16 protein-coding genes and 1 tRNA gene are annotated in these 15,100 nt (G+C 71.8%); 5 read left to right on the forward strand and 12 right to left on the reverse strand.

Annotation, left to right across the window (positions count from 1 at the left end):
• Nucleotides 1-118: 118 nt before the first annotated feature.
• From ABZ920_RS10935 to ABZ920_RS10955, 5 genes are all read right to left on the reverse strand, one after another.
• Complete coding sequence (locus ABZ920_RS10935) at nt 119-880, reverse strand: class E sortase (RefSeq protein ID WP_361501576.1); 762 nt, start codon at nt 878-880, stop codon at nt 119-121.
• A gap of 14 nt (nt 881-894) precedes the next feature.
• A complete protein-coding gene (locus ABZ920_RS10940; protein WP_361501579.1) occupies nt 895-2,127 on the reverse strand; it encodes a class E sortase in 1,233 nt (410 codons plus the stop codon).
• Nucleotides 2,124-2,762, reverse strand: a complete 639-nt coding sequence (locus ABZ920_RS10945; RefSeq protein WP_361501582.1) for an aminodeoxychorismate/anthranilate synthase component II — start codon at nt 2,760-2,762, stop codon at nt 2,124-2,126. Before ABZ920_RS10945 ends, ABZ920_RS10940 begins: the two co-directional genes overlap by 4 nt.
• On the reverse strand, nt 2,759-2,920 hold the full coding sequence (locus ABZ920_RS10950; protein WP_206440922.1) for a hypothetical protein: 162 nt from the start codon (nt 2,918-2,920) through the stop codon (nt 2,759-2,761). Before ABZ920_RS10950 ends, ABZ920_RS10945 begins: the two co-directional genes overlap by 4 nt.
• A 175-nt stretch (nt 2,921-3,095) precedes the next feature.
• The gene (locus ABZ920_RS10955) at nt 3,096-3,875 is read right to left on the reverse strand and encodes a DUF881 domain-containing protein (protein WP_361501586.1); all 780 of its coding nucleotides are present in this window, start codon (nt 3,873-3,875) and stop codon (nt 3,096-3,098) included.
• Between the two features lie 140 nt (nt 3,876-4,015).
• Here ABZ920_RS10955 and crgA point away from each other — a divergent pair, with 140 nt between their 5' ends.
• Nucleotides 4,016-4,270, forward strand: coding sequence for a cell division protein CrgA (gene crgA / locus ABZ920_RS10960; RefSeq protein WP_361501589.1), 255 nt, complete (start codon nt 4,016-4,018; stop codon nt 4,268-4,270).
• Nucleotides 4,271-4,725: 455 nt separating this feature from the next.
• Here crgA and ABZ920_RS10965 read toward each other — a convergent pair whose 3' ends face one another.
• The gene (locus ABZ920_RS10965; protein ID WP_361501592.1) at nt 4,726-5,622 is read right to left on the reverse strand and encodes a rhomboid family intramembrane serine protease; all 897 of its coding nucleotides are present in this window, start codon (nt 5,620-5,622) and stop codon (nt 4,726-4,728) included.
• Between the two features lie 90 nt (nt 5,623-5,712).
• Nucleotides 5,713-6,246: a peptidylprolyl isomerase gene (locus ABZ920_RS10970; RefSeq protein WP_361501594.1), complete on the reverse strand. Its 534-nt coding sequence runs from the start codon at nt 6,244-6,246 to the stop codon at nt 5,713-5,715.
• 384 nt (nt 6,247-6,630) lie between these two features.
• Between ABZ920_RS10970 and ABZ920_RS10975 the strand changes: the two genes are divergently transcribed.
• The gene (locus tag ABZ920_RS10975) at nt 6,631-7,332 is read left to right on the forward strand and encodes a DUF5324 family protein (RefSeq protein ID WP_361501597.1); all 702 of its coding nucleotides are present in this window, start codon (nt 6,631-6,633) and stop codon (nt 7,330-7,332) included.
• Between the two features lie 80 nt (nt 7,333-7,412).
• On the opposite strand, the gene ABZ920_RS10980 is transcribed toward ABZ920_RS10975, so the two are convergent.
• Nucleotides 7,413-7,485, reverse strand: a tRNA-Ala gene (locus tag ABZ920_RS10980).
• Between the two features lie 184 nt (nt 7,486-7,669).
• On the opposite strand from ABZ920_RS10980, the gene ABZ920_RS10985 reads away from it, so the two are divergent.
• Both ABZ920_RS10985 and ABZ920_RS10990 read left to right on the forward strand, forming a co-directional pair.
• Nucleotides 7,670-8,218 (forward strand): DNA-binding protein, encoded by a 549-nt coding sequence (locus tag ABZ920_RS10985; RefSeq protein WP_361501600.1) that lies wholly within the window; start codon nt 7,670-7,672, stop codon nt 8,216-8,218.
• 221 nt (nt 8,219-8,439) lie between these two features.
• A complete protein-coding gene (locus ABZ920_RS10990) occupies nt 8,440-10,722 on the forward strand; it encodes a protein kinase (RefSeq protein WP_361501602.1) in 2,283 nt (760 codons plus the stop codon).
• A 12-nt stretch (nt 10,723-10,734) separates the two neighbouring features.
• Here ABZ920_RS10990 and ABZ920_RS10995 read toward each other — a convergent pair whose 3' ends face one another.
• Both ABZ920_RS10995 and ABZ920_RS11000 read right to left on the reverse strand, forming a co-directional pair.
• On the reverse strand, nt 10,735-12,063 hold the full coding sequence (locus tag ABZ920_RS10995) for a hypothetical protein (protein WP_361501605.1): 1,329 nt from the start codon (nt 12,061-12,063) through the stop codon (nt 10,735-10,737).
• Nucleotides 12,064-12,290: 227 nt separating this feature from the next.
• The gene (locus tag ABZ920_RS11000) at nt 12,291-12,419 is read right to left on the reverse strand and encodes a DLW-39 family protein (protein WP_003999697.1); all 129 of its coding nucleotides are present in this window, start codon (nt 12,417-12,419) and stop codon (nt 12,291-12,293) included.
• Between the two features lie 337 nt (nt 12,420-12,756).
• Here ABZ920_RS11000 and ABZ920_RS11005 point away from each other — a divergent pair, with 337 nt between their 5' ends.
• Complete coding sequence (locus ABZ920_RS11005; protein WP_361501608.1) at nt 12,757-13,110, forward strand: DUF6344 domain-containing protein; 354 nt, start codon at nt 12,757-12,759, stop codon at nt 13,108-13,110.
• Nucleotides 13,111-13,309: 199 nt separating this feature from the next.
• On the opposite strand, the gene ABZ920_RS11010 is transcribed toward ABZ920_RS11005, so the two are convergent.
• Both ABZ920_RS11010 and ABZ920_RS11015 read right to left on the reverse strand, forming a co-directional pair.
• Nucleotides 13,310-13,924 carry a hypothetical protein gene (locus ABZ920_RS11010; protein ID WP_361501610.1) on the reverse strand — a complete coding sequence of 205 codons (615 nt, stop codon included), beginning with the start codon at nt 13,922-13,924 and terminating at the stop codon, nt 13,310-13,312.
• A gap of 681 nt (nt 13,925-14,605) precedes the next feature.
• Complete coding sequence (locus tag ABZ920_RS11015) at nt 14,606-14,959, reverse strand: VOC family protein (protein WP_361501613.1); 354 nt, start codon at nt 14,957-14,959, stop codon at nt 14,606-14,608.
• Nucleotides 14,960-15,100: the final 141 nt, after the last annotated feature.

Consider the following 15,100-nt stretch of genomic DNA (forward strand, 5'->3'; position numbering starts at 1 on the left):
GGCACCCTCCAGGAGGGTGCCGGGGCTCCGTCGTCACGTCACGGCCGGTCGCTGCCCCGGCGGGACCCGGTCCGGCCGCGCTCCTCGGGAGCGTCGGCCCGCCGGTTCCCGCGCGGCCTCAGCGCAGTTCCTTCGGCGGCGTCCGCTCGCTGTCGACCTTGTCGACGCGCTCCAGTTCGCCCCACACCACGTACCGGTACCGGCTCGTGTAGACCGGGGTGCAGGTCGTCAGGGTGATGTAGTGGCCGGCCTTCTTCACGCCCGACTCCTTGGGGACCGCCGTCAGCACCTCGACGTTGTACTTCGAGGTCTCGGGGAGGATGGCGTAGACCTTGTAGACGTACCACTTGTCCTTCGTCTCGAAGACGATCGGGTCGCCCTTCCGCATCTTGTCGATGTTGTGGAACTTCGCACCGTGGCCGTCGCGGTGGGCGGCGAGCGTGAAGTTTCCGTTCTTGCCGGTCATCGGCAGGGTCGCCTTGACGGGGTCCGTGTAGTAGCCGGCGACGCCGTCGTTGAGGATCTTGGCGGTGGTGCCCTTCTCGACCAGCACGTCGCCGCTCTTCATGGCCGGCACGTGCAGGAAGCCGATGCCGTCCCCGCTGTCGAACGCGGCGGGGCCGCCGGGCTGGTGGGCCCAGGTGTCGCGGACCTTGTCGGCCTGCTGGCCGGCCTCGCGGTCGGCGACGACGTTCGTCCACCACAGGGAGTAGACGACGAACAGGCCGAGGACGAGTCCCGCCGTGATGAGGAGTTCACCGAGGACGCTGACCGCCAGGGCCAGCGGGCCGGGGCGGCGCCGGGGTCCGGCGGCGGACGCGTCACCGCGCCGTTCGGTTCCGTCGGTGTGCTCTGCGGTGTCGTCCGCGGTCGCTGCCACTGTTCATCTGCCCTTTAACTGACGAGCGCATCCGGCTTGCCCTTGCTGCGCGGCCGTTCCTCGACCATCTTGCCCCAGACGATCAGCCGGTACTTGCTGGTGAACTCAGGTGTGCAGGTGGTCAGCGTGATGTAGCGACCGGATCGGGTGAACCCCGACCCCCTGGGGATGGGATCGAGGACGGTCGTGTTGCTCGGCGACGTGACGGGAAGCATCGACGCCATCTTGTAGACGAAGTACGTGTCCTGGGTCTCGACGACGATCGCGTCGCCGGGCTGGAGCCTGTTGATGTAGCGGAACGGCTCGCCGTGCGTGTTGCGGTGGCCCGCCAGACCGAAGTTGCCGGACTCCGCGTCCGGCATCGCCGTGGTGAGCGGGTCCTCGGCGTAGTGCCCGACCATGCCCTTGTCGAGCACCCTGGTCTTGCTGATGCCCTCGGCGATCGGCACGACCACGTCGAGCTTGGGGATGTGCAGGATGGCGAAGCCCTGCCCCGGCTCGAACGTCCCCGGGTTGCGTCTGCCGCTCGCCCAGTCGTCCTGCAGCTGGTGCGCCTCGCTGCCCGCCTGGGCGTGGGCGCGGATGTTGGTCCACCACAGCTGGTACGTGACGAACAGCAGCATCACCACGCCGGTGGTGATGAACAGCTCGCCGACGATGCGGCTGGCGATGACGCCCGGGCTGGGCCTGCGGGCCCGCGCCAGACGCCTGGCCTCCACACGGGACAGGGGTGCGGAACGGCTGCCCCTGTTCCCGTCCCCCTCTCCGGCAGGTGCCTCGGAGGTACCGCCACGACGCCCGTGGCGGGCCTTGGCGGCCTTTCTGCGGGCAGCGCGCCCTCCCGGCGTCGGTGCGGTGCCCCCCGTGGCCCGTGGGGCCTCTGAGGCGGCCGGAGACCCGGACCCGGTCCGGTCCGACGGCGGACCGGGGATCCGCAGCGCGACGGTCTCCTCGTCGGCCGGCGGCAGGTACGGCGCTCCTGAGGGCTCTTCGCCGGGGGAGGCGTACGGAACCCCCGGAGAACCGTCGCCCGGGGAGGCCCACGCCGCCGACGACGATCCGCCGGCCTCGGACGGGTACGGCGCCGGCGGTCCCTCGTCGCCGTACGGGTACGGCGACGCGTACCGCTCCTGCGCCGAGCCCTGTGCCCCGGGGCCGTACCACTGCCCCGCGAACGCGCCCGGCTCCCCGTACGACTGCCGCCCGTACGAGGTGCCGGACTCGCGCTCCGGGCGCAGCGCGGTCACGCCGTGGCCCTGCCCACCACCGGGGCCAGCCCCGCCGACCTCGCCACCGCTCCGCCGTCGCCGCACTCCACCAGCCAGTTGGCCAGCATCCGGTGTCCGTGCTCGGTCAGCACCGACTCGGGGTGGAACTGCACGCCCTCCACGCGGTGTTCCCGGTGGCGCAGGCCCATGATGATGCCGTCGTGCGTGCGCGCCGTGACCTCGAGCTCGGCCGGTACGGTCGCCGGCTCGGCGGCCAGGGAGTGGTAGCGCGTCGCCGTGAACGGCGTGGGCAGGCCCGCGAAGACGCCCTTGCCCTCGTGCTCCACCAGCGACGTCTTGCCGTGCAGCAGCTGCGGCGCCCGGTCGACGACACCGCCGTACGCCACCTGCATCGACTGCATGCCCAGGCACACGCCGAAGACGGGCACACCGGTGGCGGCGCAGTGGCGCACCATCTCGATGCAGACCCCCGCCTCCTCCGGCTTGCCCGGCCCGGGCGACAGCAGCACCCCGTCGAAGCCGTCCTGTGCGTGCGCCGTCGACACCTCGTCGTTGCGCACGACCTCGCACTCGGCACCCAGCTGGTAGAGGTACTGGACGAGGTTGAAGACGAAGCTGTCGTAGTTGTCGACGACGAGAATCCGCGCGCTCACTGGTTGTCCACCGTCACATCGTTGAAGGGAAGCAGCGGCTCGGCCCAGGGGAAGACGTACTGGAAGAGGACGTAGACCACGGCCAGAACCAGCACCAGTGAGATCAGCGCCCTGACCAACGCGTTACCCGGCAGATGCCGCCAGATCCAGCCGTACATGCCGTCCCTTCCGTCGCACCACGGCACCAGACTCACGCCGTACGCCACCAGACTAACGGCGCGGCGGCTCCGGTTTCCCGGCCTCCGCGGGCTTGTTCCACGTGAAACCGAGGCATCGTCCGGGTGTTCGTGCGCAGGCCTGCCGGGTGACCGCCCGCGAATACGGTCGCCCGTCCTATTCGGCGGGCTGCGCGTAGTGGAGGTCGACCGCTCCGGAATAGCCGGGCAGCGTCACCGTGCCGTCCTCGGTGACCTTCCAGCCGAGACCGTAGACGTTGACGTAGACCATGTAGTTCTGGATCGCCGGGGAGTCGGCGAGCGCCCGCTTCAGCCGGTCCGGGTCGCCGACCGCCGTGATCTTGTACGGCGGCGAGTAGACGCGGCCCTGGAGGATCAGCGTGTTGCCCACGCAGCGCACCGCGCTGGTGGAGATCAGCCGCTGGTCCATGACCTTGATGCCCTGGGCGCCGCCTTGCCACAGCGCGTTGACGACGGCCTGGAGGTCCTGCTGGTGGATGACCAGGTAGTCGGGCTGCGGCTCAGGGTAGCCGGGCAGCTTGGCGGTGGCGTTGGGGGGCGCGTCGTTCAGCGTTACGGTGATCGCCCTGCCCTTGAGCGGCCGGGTGCCGGCGTTCTTCTCCAGTCCGGCGAGCAGGTCGTCCTGGGCCCGGGTGCTGCCGTTGTCGCGCTCGGCGAGCGTCTCGACGTCGTCGCGCAGGGCCGCGTTGGAGTCGTCCAGCTCCTTGTTCTTGTGGCTGCGCTCCTGGACCAGGTCGGACAGCTTCAGCAGGGACGTGTCCGTGCGGATGTTGGTGCCCTTCGCCGTGTCGAAGCTCGTGAAGAACAGGAGCCCGGCGAGGGCGAAGACTGCACCGGTGAGGATCCGCACGGGCCTGGGACGGCGGGTGCGGGCGGGGGTGGAACTCGCCCCGGGGGAGTCGGCAGAATTGCTCAACGTACCCTTATCTCCTTCGGCGCCACGGAAGCACTACGCTAACGGACGCCCGGGAAAGTGCTCAGCGTCCCCTTGTACGCTGCCCCGAGCCAGCCCAGTTCCCTGCGCGGCCACGCAGCGCATCGACAGGAGAGACCCTCGTGCCGAAGTCACGTATCCGCAAGAAGGCCGACTACACGCCGCCGCCGGCGAAGCAGGCTGCGAGCATCAAGCTGGAGAGCCGCAGCTGGGTCGCGCCCGTCATGCTGGCCATGTTCCTCATCGGCCTGGCCTGGATCGTCGTCTTCTACGTGACCGACGGCTCGCTGCCCGTCGACGCCCTGGACAACTGGAACATCGTGGTGGGCTTCGGCTTCATCGCCGCCGGGTTCGCCGTCTCCACCCAGTGGAAGTGACGGCCTCCCGGACGGGAGAGCGGTGGGTTCCCCTTTCGCCGCGGTGACCCTTTGGTCCGCACATGGGGTGATCTGCGGTTCCTCTTCGGCCGGGGAAGAGAATCACGGCCGGGGCGAAGTCGCCCGTGGGCCCGCCCCGGCTGGGAAGCAGGCACCTGAGGACCGTCGCGCGCCGTGAGAATCGGGGTCGGTTTCTCGTTGAACGGAGCCCTGCCGGGGGTCGTCCGACGAGTTATCCACAGCTCCGGTCGAATTTCCACACTCACCTGGGGAAAAGCCAGCCGATCTGTGGATAACCCGTTGAGCATTGACGCCGGTACGACTGTCGCACCACATCGGGAAGATCCCAGCACATCACCTCTGACCTGCACAGACACAGGTGAGCGAACAGAGGCACAGATGTTCCCGCACCGTGTGCACAGGACCCGGCACACGCTGTGGACAACGGTTCGGCCTCAGGCCAGCTGGGCCGTTCTCACCAGGGCAAGGACCACCGCGACCCCCAGCACCAGGGCACAGACCCCGTACTGGATCAGGTCCCGGTGCCGGCGCGGGGCGTGGACCATCGCGTAGCCCACCACGGCACCGGCGACCAGGCCACCGATGTGCGCCTGCCAGGCGATGTTGCTCCACCCGAAGGTGACGATCAGGTTGATCACCAGCAGAGCGATGATCGGCCGCATGTCGTAGTTCAGCCGGCGCATCAGGATCGCGGTCGCGCCGAAGAGACCGAAGATCGCGCCGGAGGCCCCGAGCGAGGGCTGGTTCGGGGCGGCGATCAGATAGGTGAGGGCACTGCCCGCCAGCCCCGCGGTGAAGTAGAGCGCGAGGTAGCGGGCCCGGCCGAGGGCCGCCTCCAGCGGGCCGCCGATCCACCACAGGCTGAGCATGTTGAACAGGATGTGCAGGTGGCCGCCGTGCAGGAACATCGACGTCAGCAGCCGGTACCACTGGCCCTGCGCGATCCCCTGCGGTGAGCCGAGCGACGGGACGTACGCCTGGCCGATCAGGTCCAGCCGGTCGGTGAAGCGGGCGCCGACCACGAGCTGGGCGAGGTACAGGGCCAGGTTCACACCGATGAGGATCTTGGTGGCCAGCCGCGGGTCGGAGCTCACCCTGCCGCCCGCGAGCGTGCGCGGCCGGGAGGCGTCCGGGGCGTGGCCCGTCCCGGACCCGGAGCGGACGCAGTCCGGGCACTGGAAACCCACCGAGGCGCTCACCATGCACTCCGGGCAGATGGGCCGCTCGCAGCGGGTGCAGCGCACGCCGGTCTCACGGCCGGGGTGGCGGTAGCAGGTGGGCAGTACGTGGGCGTCCTGCGGGCCCTGCGGGTTGCCTGGCGCCTGTTCCATGCCGATCCCCTCGTCATCGTGTGCAATGCACCGCCCCGCCCATCCATACGGACGAGCGGGGCGTTTGGTTCCCTCGGGGACCTCTCGGGCTCAGCCCTGGCGGGTCTCCACCACGACCGACTCGATGACGACGTCGTTGAGCGGACGGTCGGTGCGCGGGTTGGTCTGCGTGGTCGCGATGGAGTCCACGACCTTCTGGCTCGCCGCGTCGACGACCTCACCGAAGATGGTGTGCTTGCGGTTCAGCCACGTCGCCGGGGCGACGGTGATGAAGAACTGCGAGCCGTTGGTGCCCGGACCGGCGTTGGCCATCGCCAGCAGGTAGGGCTTGTCGAACGAGAGGTCCGGGTGGAACTCGTCCCCGAACTGGTAACCGGGACCGCCGGTGCCGTTGCCCAGCGGGTCACCGCCCTGGATCATGAAACCGCTGATCACCCGGTGGAAGACCGTGCCGTCGTAGAGCTTCGCCGTGGACTTCTCGCCGGTGGCGGGGTGGGTCCACTCCCGCTCGCCCTGGGCGAGCTCGACGAAGTTCTTGACCGTCTGCGGGGCGTGGTTCGGCAGGAGCCGGACGTCGATGTCGCCGTGGTTGGTCTTCAGGGTGGCGTAGAGCTGCTCAGCCACGTTCTGCCTTCCGTTGTCTTCCTGTGCCCCCCGATCCTCGCACGGCCCGCGCCGTGCGTCGCCCGGCGACTGCTTCCCGGCACGGATCCGCCGAATTCGGTTGCGGAAAACCCCTTTCGATACTCGCGGGATGCAAGCGCGGAGCGTCAATCCGTGGCATTGTCGACCACGGGATCACGTTGCCCCTTGTTCATCCGCAATTGCACTGGATCGTCCCTCGATCGTCTCTCGGGCAGTGGCTTGATCGGAAGAGCCGGCGGGGGACCGGAGCCGTCACCGGTGACCCGGATGCCGTCTCTCGCATGCCGCCGTGTCCGTCGGCAGGCATGATCCGCAAAAGGGCGGAAAGTCGAATCACCGTACGCCACCGAGGAGGAGGAACCCGTGACCCGCATTGACAGCGTGCGCGCCGCGACCGGCTCGGCGAAGGAGAGCGTGCTGCACGCCGCGGACGTGGTGGCGCCCTACGCCGACACAGCCAAGGAGAGGGCCGCACACTACGCACACGAGGCACGTGTACGGCTCGCGCCGAAGGTGTCGCTGGCCGCCGGCCAGGCCCGCGCCCAGTACGGCGCCCACGTCGCTCCCCGAGTGGAGCAGGCTCTCGCCTACGTGCCGCCGAAGGTCGACCAGGCCGCCCAGGAAGCCGCCGCGCGCACCCGCAAGGCCGCGCGGCAGGCCGCCGAGTACTCCCGCCCGAAGATCGAGCAGGCCGTGGCCGCGGCCGCGCCGGTCAAGGAGGAGGCCGCCGCACGCGGCGCCGCTGCACTGGTCGCGCTGCGCGGCCAGGTCCCGCCGCGGGAGATCCTCCGGCTGGTCCGGCGCCAGGAGCGGCGGGCGAGGGCCGGACGCGTGGTGAAGGCGCTCGTGGTGGCGGGTGCCCTCGCCGGCGGCGCCTTCGCGGCGTGGAAGTGGTGGGACAAGCAGGCCAACCCCGACTGGCTGGTCGAGCCGCCCGCGGCGACCGAGGTCCCCGAGTCCGGCGGACTGACGTCGGTGGACGGCAGCGGCCAGGCCGTGCTGGACCCCCAGGTCCAGGAGAAGGAGGCCGAGGAGGAGGCCGCCGACCGCGACGAGAAGGGCTGACCGTCACTGACCGGCCGATACACACGAGAAAAGCTCCCCCGCACGCCACGGTCGTGGACACGCGGGGGAGCTTTCGTACGTGGAGCCTAGGGGAGTCGAACCCCTGACATCTGCCATGCAAAGACAGCGCTCTACCAACTGAGCTAAGGCCCCGTGAACGGGAGCGTCCGGCCGGGGGAACCGCGTACCGGTCGGGCGCCGCAGACCAGAGTACCGGGTCACCCCCCCGATTCCGCAAAAGGATTAGGGGTCCCCGTGGCCGACCACTCTCCGTAAGATGCTCCGCGTGGTTCGCTGGAGCGAACCTCGGTACCTGGGGAAGCGATGGGGAGACGCAATGGACGCCGCACAGCAGGAAGCCACCGCGAGAGCGCGGGAACTGCAGCGGAACTGGTACGGGGAGCCGCTGGGGGCGCTCTTCCGCAAGCTCATAGACGACCTGGGGCTCAACCAGGCCCGTCTGGCGGGGGTACTGGGACTGTCCGCACCGATGCTGTCGCAGCTGATGAGCGGCCAGCGCGCGAAGATCGGCAATCCCGCGGTGGTGCAGCGGGTGCAGTTGCTGCAGGAGCTGGCGGCGCAGGTGGCGGACGGCAGCGTCAGCGCGGCGGAGGCCACCGAGCGCATGGACGAGATCAAGCGGTCGCAGGGGGGCTCGGTGCTCAGCAACACCACGCAGACGGCGGGCAGTTCGGGTGCGCCCACGGTGAAGCGCGTGGTGCGTGAGATCCAGTCGCTGCTGCGCTCCGTCGCCGCCGCCGGGGACATCATCGACGCGGCGGACTCCCTCGCCCCGACCCACCCCGAACTGGCCGAGTTCCTCCGCGTGTACGGCGCCGGCCGCACCTCCGACGCGGTCGCGCACTACCAGGTGCACCAGAGCTGAAACCCACCGCCCGGGCCACCACGGGGGGATCGGCCGCCGGGCGGACGCCGAGGGGGCGGCACGCCGGCCCGGCAGACGGCGCACGGCCCGCCCGGAACGGGAGCCGCACCGCTCTGCGGGCACCGGCGCAGGGCAGGTGACCGCACGGACCGCACGGTCAGTACCGGACCCGCCGGTCGCACCGGACGCGCAGGTCTTTGGGGGAGGAGCGACGCACAGCCATGGGTGAGGTCTTCGCCGGCCGGTACGAGCTGGTCGACCCGATCGGACGCGGCGGGGTCGGCGCGGTCTGGCGCGCCTGGGACCACCGCCGCCGCCGGTACGTGGCCGCCAAGGTCCTGCAGCAGCGCGACGCGCACTCCCTGCTCCGCTTCGTGCGGGAACAGGCCCTGCGGATCGACCACCCCCATGTGCTCGCGCCGGCCAGCTGGGCCGCCGACGACGACAAGGTCCTGTTCACGATGGACCTGGTGACCGGTGGATCACTGGTCCACCTGGTCGGGGACTACGGGCCGCTGCCCCCGGTGTTCGTCTGCACCCTGCTCGACCAGTTGCTGTCGGGGCTGGCCGCGGTCCACGCGGAGGGCGTGGTGCACCGTGACATCAAGCCCGCCAACGTGCTGCTGGAGGCCACCGGCACCGGCCGTCCCCGGCTGCGCCTGTCCGACTTCGGCATTGCGATGCGGCTGGGCGAGCCACGGCTGACGGAGACCAACCTCGTGGTGGGGACGCCGGGTTACCTCGCTCCGGAGCAGATGATGGGCGCGGAGCCGGACTTCCCGGCGGACCTGTTCGCCGTCGGCCTGGTCGCCCTCTACCTCCTGGAGGGCGCGAAGCCCGACGCCAAGGCCCTCGTCGAGTACTTCACCGAGCACGGCACGCCGGGCGCGCCGAAGGGCATCCCCGAGCCCCTGTGGCAGGTCGTGGCCGCGCTGCTGCAACCGGATCCGGCGGCCCGGTTCCGTACGGCGACGGGTGCGCGCAGGGCGCTGGCCGCGGCCGCCGAACTCCTCCCCGAGCCGGGGCCCGACGACGAACTCGTCGAGATCTTCGACCAAGTCGGCCCGCTCCCCCCGGGTTTCGCCCTCGACGGCCCGCTCGAACGCAGCCCGGGGGTGGCGGTGGTGCACACGGGCGGGGCGACGGGCTCGACCGGAGCGGCACGCACCAGGGCGGCGTGGACGGGAGCCGGGGGAGCAGCCCGGACGGGGGACCTGGAGGCGCCGCGATCGTCGGAGGAGCGGGCCTTCGCGCCCGGGGAGGGGGAGGGACGTGACGCGCCGGCCGGTGCGGAGAACGGTTTCGCCCATGACACCGGGGCAGACCGCGACACGGGGCGGCGGGACGAGGGCGGCACAGGGAGCAGCGGCGGCGCGGGGAGCGGCCGTCACGGGGGCCGCCACGGTGGCGACGGGGTCCGGAGCGGCCGCGAGGCGGGCCGCCAGGGTGGCGACGGCACGGGCAGCGGCCAGGACCCGGTTCCGCGGCGCCTCGATGAAACGGAAAGCGGCCGGGACGTGGGCCGGGGCGACGGCACCGGAAGCGCCGGCGGTGCGGAAAGCCGGGACGCGGTCCCCCAGCGCGGCAGCGGTCACGACTCGGTGCCACGCGACGGCCGCCACACAAGATCGCACAGTGGCCCGGAATCAGGGCCGCAGAGCGGCCACGGCGCCGGAAGCCGGGGCGATACCGGCCGATCGGCCCAGCCGGGGGCGGGCGGCGACGCCCCACTCGATCCGAGCCGTCACGCCCGCCGGGAACCGGGCGGCCCCGCACGGCACGACCTCGATGGCCACACCCCGCACGCCTCACACGACCCGATCGGCCACACCCCGCACGCCCCGCACGACCCGATCGGCCACACCCCGCACGCCCCGCACGACCCGATCCGCCACACCCCGCACGCCCCGCACATCCCGGGCGGGAATTCCACCGGCGCCCCGGCCTCCCCCGCCCCGCCACTCGACGCCTCCGCGTCCCCTCCCACCGGGCCGTCCACGATGTCGGACACCGGCAGCTTCCACCTGCCTCCGCCCCAGGCAACCGGCTCCGTACCGCGGTCCCCCGCCGGCCAGGACGGTTCGCCGCGGCCCCGACGGCCCGAGCCCGGGCGTCCGTGGCCGCAGCACACGCTCGACGCCGAGTCCCCCGCGGCGCCCCGACCCGGGTTCAGCCCTCCGCTCCCACCCGAGGTTCCCGCCTCACCGCGCTTCTCCCCCCACGACCCGACCGATCCCCTGCCTCACCGCGGTTCACCGCCGAGCCACCCGGCGCCGACGTCACGGCAGGACGGCGACACCTCCACCGCCGAGTACACGGCCGAGGTCCCACAGGCGCCGACCGTGCCCCACCCGCCCCCGGAGCGCACGCCGGGGCGCAGGCCGTCCCGGCACCGAGCCGCGCGCCCCCGTCGCCCCGGCCCGCCCCGCGCGGTCGCTGTCCCGCTGCTGCTCCTCGCGCTGGCGTGCTACGCCGTGGGCCTCTGGGCTCTGACGCGCCTGTGAGGCCGGGCCCGGTCAGGCCCGCGCCCGGCGCCTGGTCACAGCGGTCCACACTCCTAGCCCGGCCAGCAGGACCGTTCCGGCACCGATCCCGCCCACCGCCAGCGCCCGCAGCGCGGTCTCATCGGGTGCCCCGGTCCCGTCGGCCGTCGCCGCGGCCCGGTCCCGGGAGGTGACCGCGAACAGGTCCCGCGGCGTGGACTGCCCCGCGTATCCGGGCCCGGACCGCGCCGCGCCGCCGAGCCGGACGCGCAGGGTCAGCTCGAAGGGCCCGTCCCCGAACTGTTCGGCCGTCTTCCCGGCCAGGTGCACCACCAGGTAGTAGCAGCCGGCGAACCGCGTGGCCTTCATCTGGTCGGAGAAGCCGAAGCGGTTCGAGTAGGCCACGGGCGGCAGCGGCGGGGACGCGGCGGACGCCTGCCGCCCGTCGTAGCCGTCGCTCGCGTCCGCGACGGAGCCCCGGGCCGGGTTGTAGAGGGACAGGGTCAGCGCTCCGCTGACGTAGCCCCGGCCGCCGCTGGAACCACCCAGCTCGGCAAGGGCGTTGAGCTGCTGCCCCCAGTCGACCGGCACCGCGTAGAAGAGCGTCTGCCCGGGCCGCAGCCGGGCCTGCCAGACCCCCTGGCCCACCCGGCTCGCCGTGGCGAACCCGCCGCCGCCCGCCCGTTCCACCGGCTTACCGGTGACCGGCGCGGGCGAGGCCGAGTCCCATGTCCCGGGCGCCCTGCTCGCGCCGGTCCGTTCCAGGGGCGGTTCCGCCACGGGGGCCAGTTCCAGGGCCCAGTCGTCCGGTGACGAGCCCCTGGCGTCGGTGCGTTCGACGACCACGTGAAAGGTGCCGGCGCCCTGGCACAGCACCCGGCCGGGGAGGACCTCGCGCGCTCCCCAGGCGGCGATCGGGTGCGGGCTGTGGCTCGCGCCGAAGCGGGCGCTCTGGAAGGAGCAGGAGGTGCCGTCGGCGGCCTGGACCGACACCCGCAACCCGTCGGTCGCGGCGACCGTGGTGCCGGGCCGGGGCACAGCGGTCGCGGAGACGTACGCGCTCGAGGTGTCGTCGAGGTCGAGGCGGTAGTAGACCTTGCCGTGGGCCGGCAGGGAGCTGGTGTAGGCGCGACCGGGCTCGAGGCGTTCGGCGCCGGCGGGGCTCGTCGCGCCGGTGACGGACCGGGCGCCGTCGGCGAAGGAGTACGGTTCCGGTGTCCCGGCCGCGACCGCGGTGTACCCGGGGACCGCCACCACCAGGGAGAACGCCGCCGCGGCCACGGCCGTGCCGGCGGCGCCGGCCGGGCGGCCGCACCGGCCGCGTCCGGTCCCCGCGCGCCGTCCCCCCGTACGCCGCACCATCACGCGCACCTCCCCCTCGTCGCTCCGGGACGTCGCCCATCCTGCCCCGTGCGGCGGTACGCCATCCGCACAATCCGCTGATGTGTCCGGCCCGCGGCCTGCCGCGGCGACGCGCTACCCGAGGCGCCCCCACCGCGCAACACGAGAGCCCGGCCCCGGCCGGCCCCGGCAACACAAAACCCCGACCGCGAGGCGGCCGGGGTCTGTTCAGATCGGGATGCAGGTACTCACGAACCCGTGGGCACGGAGTCAGTCGCCTCCGTCCACAGATCCTGCTCGGCGCGATCCGCCTGGATCTGGCGGTACACGAGGAGCCCGCCGATGGCGGCCAGTGCGACCAGGAGAAGCTTCTTCACCGCGCGACCTCGTCTTTCCTTGACGTAGGGGACCTCTGGCGCCCGACTATACACACCGGCCGATACCGATCGGTGACCTGAGTCGGGCCCCAACTCCCGGTGCCGACCGCGCCGTCGGCGAGCATCGCGCCGATCCGATCGGAGGGTGATCGCACCTCCACGCACGGTGACTTATGGCAGATCCCGCCCTTGTTCTTACGTTTTCTGACTCTATGCGTCCATACGAGTGGTGTTCATCCGAAGATCCCGGTGTCGCGGGCGTCGGTCCAACACTTCGCGGCCCGCATACACATGATGGGCAACGTACGCAAATCGCCCGACCCGAAAGTGAGGGGCCATGGACCAGAGCAAGGTCATGAAGGTGTGGACCACCATCGTCACCGTCTTCCTCGCGCTGTGCGCGGCGCTCGGATTCACCACGACGACCGCCGCCGCGGCGCCCACCGCGTCGCAGCCCGAGACGGCACCGAAGAGCACGGTTCCGGTGCCGGCCCAACCGACATCCCCATGGTCCCGCGTTCACGCCAGGTCACTGCCCCCCACGATGAAACAGCGCATCCGCGCCGAGGCCCACGGAAAGAGCCCCAGCTGCCGGCACCGCCCCACGGCTGAAGCGTCCGCCCAGATGACCGACCCCCTGTGCGTATCCGACGCACCGCCGGTCAGACCGACGATTCCCCTTCAGCGCTGACAGCGCCGAGGCGGCACCCCGGTGCCGCCATCCGGAACCCATGACAGAACGGCGATCTCGCGTACAGCACCGCCTCGACCCTGGAAGATCCCCGGTCATCGCGACCGGGGATCTTTTCGTCATGCGGGAATTCCGGACACACGACAGTGGTGAGGCGGACAGCCGCCTCACCACCGCGGTCGGCACTGCTGCCTCGTGGCTACATCGCCGGGGGCGCTTGAGTGCCGGCGGTCCCCGTGGTCGCGCTCGGGTTGCTACTGATGCCCGTACCCGACGGGGCCGTGGTGGTACCCGACGGGGTCGTGGTGCCCGTGCCCGACGGAGTGGTGGTCCCCGTGCCCGACGGGGTCGTGGTGCCCGTGCCCGACGGGGTCGTGGTGCCCGTGCCCGACGGAGTGGTGGTCCCCGTGCCCGACGGGGTCGTGGTGCCCGTACCCGACGGGGTCGTGGTGCCCGTACCCGACGGGGTCGTGGTGCCCGTACCCGTGCCGGTGCCCTCGGTACCCGTGCCGGTGCCCGTACCGGTGCCCGTACCGGTCCCCTCGGTACCCGTGCCGGTGCCCGTACCGGTCCCCTCGGTACCCGTGCCGGTGCCCGTACCGGTCCCCTCGGTACCCGTGCCGGTGCCCGTACCGGTCCCCTCGGTGCCGGTGCCGGTGCCGGTGCCCGTACCTGTGCCGGTGCCCTCGGTGCCCGTGCCGGTGCCGGTGCCGGTGCCGGTGGCCGGAGTCTGGGTGCCTGTGCCCGGGAGGTTGACGTTCGTCACGTTCTGGGTGTTGTTCTGGATCGCGGTGTTCACCACGTTGTTGATCACCGTCTGCGGTACGCCGGGTGCTGCGGCTCGGGCGGCTGCGGCGGCCTGCGCGGGGGTCGCGCCCCTCCTCACCGCCTGTGCGGCTGCTGCCTGTGCGGCTGCTGCCTGGGCCGCTGTCGCTCCCCCTGCTCCCGCGGCCTCACCTGCCGGCGCGGAGCACTGCACGCCCGCCACGGAGACCGGGCCCCCGCCCGCCAGAGACGTTTGGAAACTACCGCCCTGCCCCGAGACGGTGCCGAGGGACGTCCCCCCGCGCGTGACCGGGTACGCCGTCGTGCCGGGGTTGAAGCCCTGTCCCGACAACGTGCCCCCGGCCAGCCGGCACGTCTGGGTCTGAACTGCAGAGGCCTGCGAAGCAGAGACCGCGGTCGCCCCCGCAGCCAGTGCGATCGTTGCGGCGACGGCCAGCGTCTTCCCTTTTCGCATGGGTGTCTCCATTCCTCGACGAGGAAGTCCCGGCGCGGGGCGCACGTGGCCGCGCGCATGCCGAGGACTTCTTCCATCCCTCGCCATCCTGGAAGAGGGGGCGTCACGTCGGCGTGATCCTCGCGTGACGCGCATGCGACGCCGGGCGGACCCAGGAATTCGTGCCGCGACCCGCCGCGAGCCCTGGACGACGAAGACCCCCGGTCCAGGTGGACCGGGGGTCTTCCCGTCGGCGGCGCCGGTAGGGGTGGAACCTCACTGACGCCGTTGGCCGAGGACACAGAACTCGTTGCCCTCGGGGTCTGCCATGACGACCCACGACTGCTCGCCCTGGCCGATGTCGACACGCTTCGCGCCGAGAGCCTCGAGGCGGGCCACCTCGGCGTCCTGGTCGTCGGGCCTGAAGTCCAGATGCAGCCGGCTCTTGGCCTTCTTGCTCTCCTCGATCCGGACGAAGTCCAACCCGGGCAGGCGATCCGGCTCCGGGCGGATCTCGAACTCCTCGTCGGAGGAGTGCACCACGACCCAACCGAGAGCGGTGGCCCACCACTGCCCCAGGGCAGCCGGATCGACCGAGTGGACAATCACCTGTTCCCATTCCAAGGTCATTCGCCGAGTCTAGGCACACCGAGGCTCCGGAGGCAGGCACTTTACGGGCCGGACGAAGGCTGCGGCAGGGACCGTCCGGCCCCCGAGCGGCCCGGTTCCGGAAGCCGGACTCCGACTCTCCTGACCGGCGACGGCGACGCG

It is taken from the genome of Streptomyces sp. NPDC046831, assembly GCF_040645305.1.
Classification (GTDB): domain Bacteria; phylum Actinomycetota; class Actinomycetes; order Streptomycetales; family Streptomycetaceae; genus Streptomyces.

What these genes read in the sequence shown, in the direction of transcription:
- ABZ920_RS10990 (WP_361501602.1), top strand. Translation starts at nt 8,440, where the DNA reads ATGGGTGAGGTCTTCGCCGGCCGGTACGAGCTGGTCGACCCGATCGGA.
- ABZ920_RS11015 (WP_361501613.1), bottom strand. Translation starts at nt 14,959, where the DNA reads ATGACCTTGGAATGGGAACAGGTGATTGTCCACTCGGTCGATCCGGCT.
- ABZ920_RS10950 (WP_206440922.1), bottom strand. Translation starts at nt 2,920, where the DNA reads ATGTACGGCTGGATCTGGCGGCATCTGCCGGGTAACGCGTTGGTCAGG.
- ABZ920_RS10995 (WP_361501605.1), bottom strand. Translation starts at nt 12,063, where the DNA reads ATGGTGCGGCGTACGGGGGGACGGCGCGCGGGGACCGGACGCGGCCGG.
- ABZ920_RS10965 (WP_361501592.1), bottom strand. Translation starts at nt 5,622, where the DNA reads ATGGAACAGGCGCCAGGCAACCCGCAGGGCCCGCAGGACGCCCACGTA.
- ABZ920_RS10985 (WP_361501600.1), top strand. Translation starts at nt 7,670, where the DNA reads ATGGACGCCGCACAGCAGGAAGCCACCGCGAGAGCGCGGGAACTGCAG.
- ABZ920_RS11005 (WP_361501608.1), top strand. Translation starts at nt 12,757, where the DNA reads ATGGACCAGAGCAAGGTCATGAAGGTGTGGACCACCATCGTCACCGTC.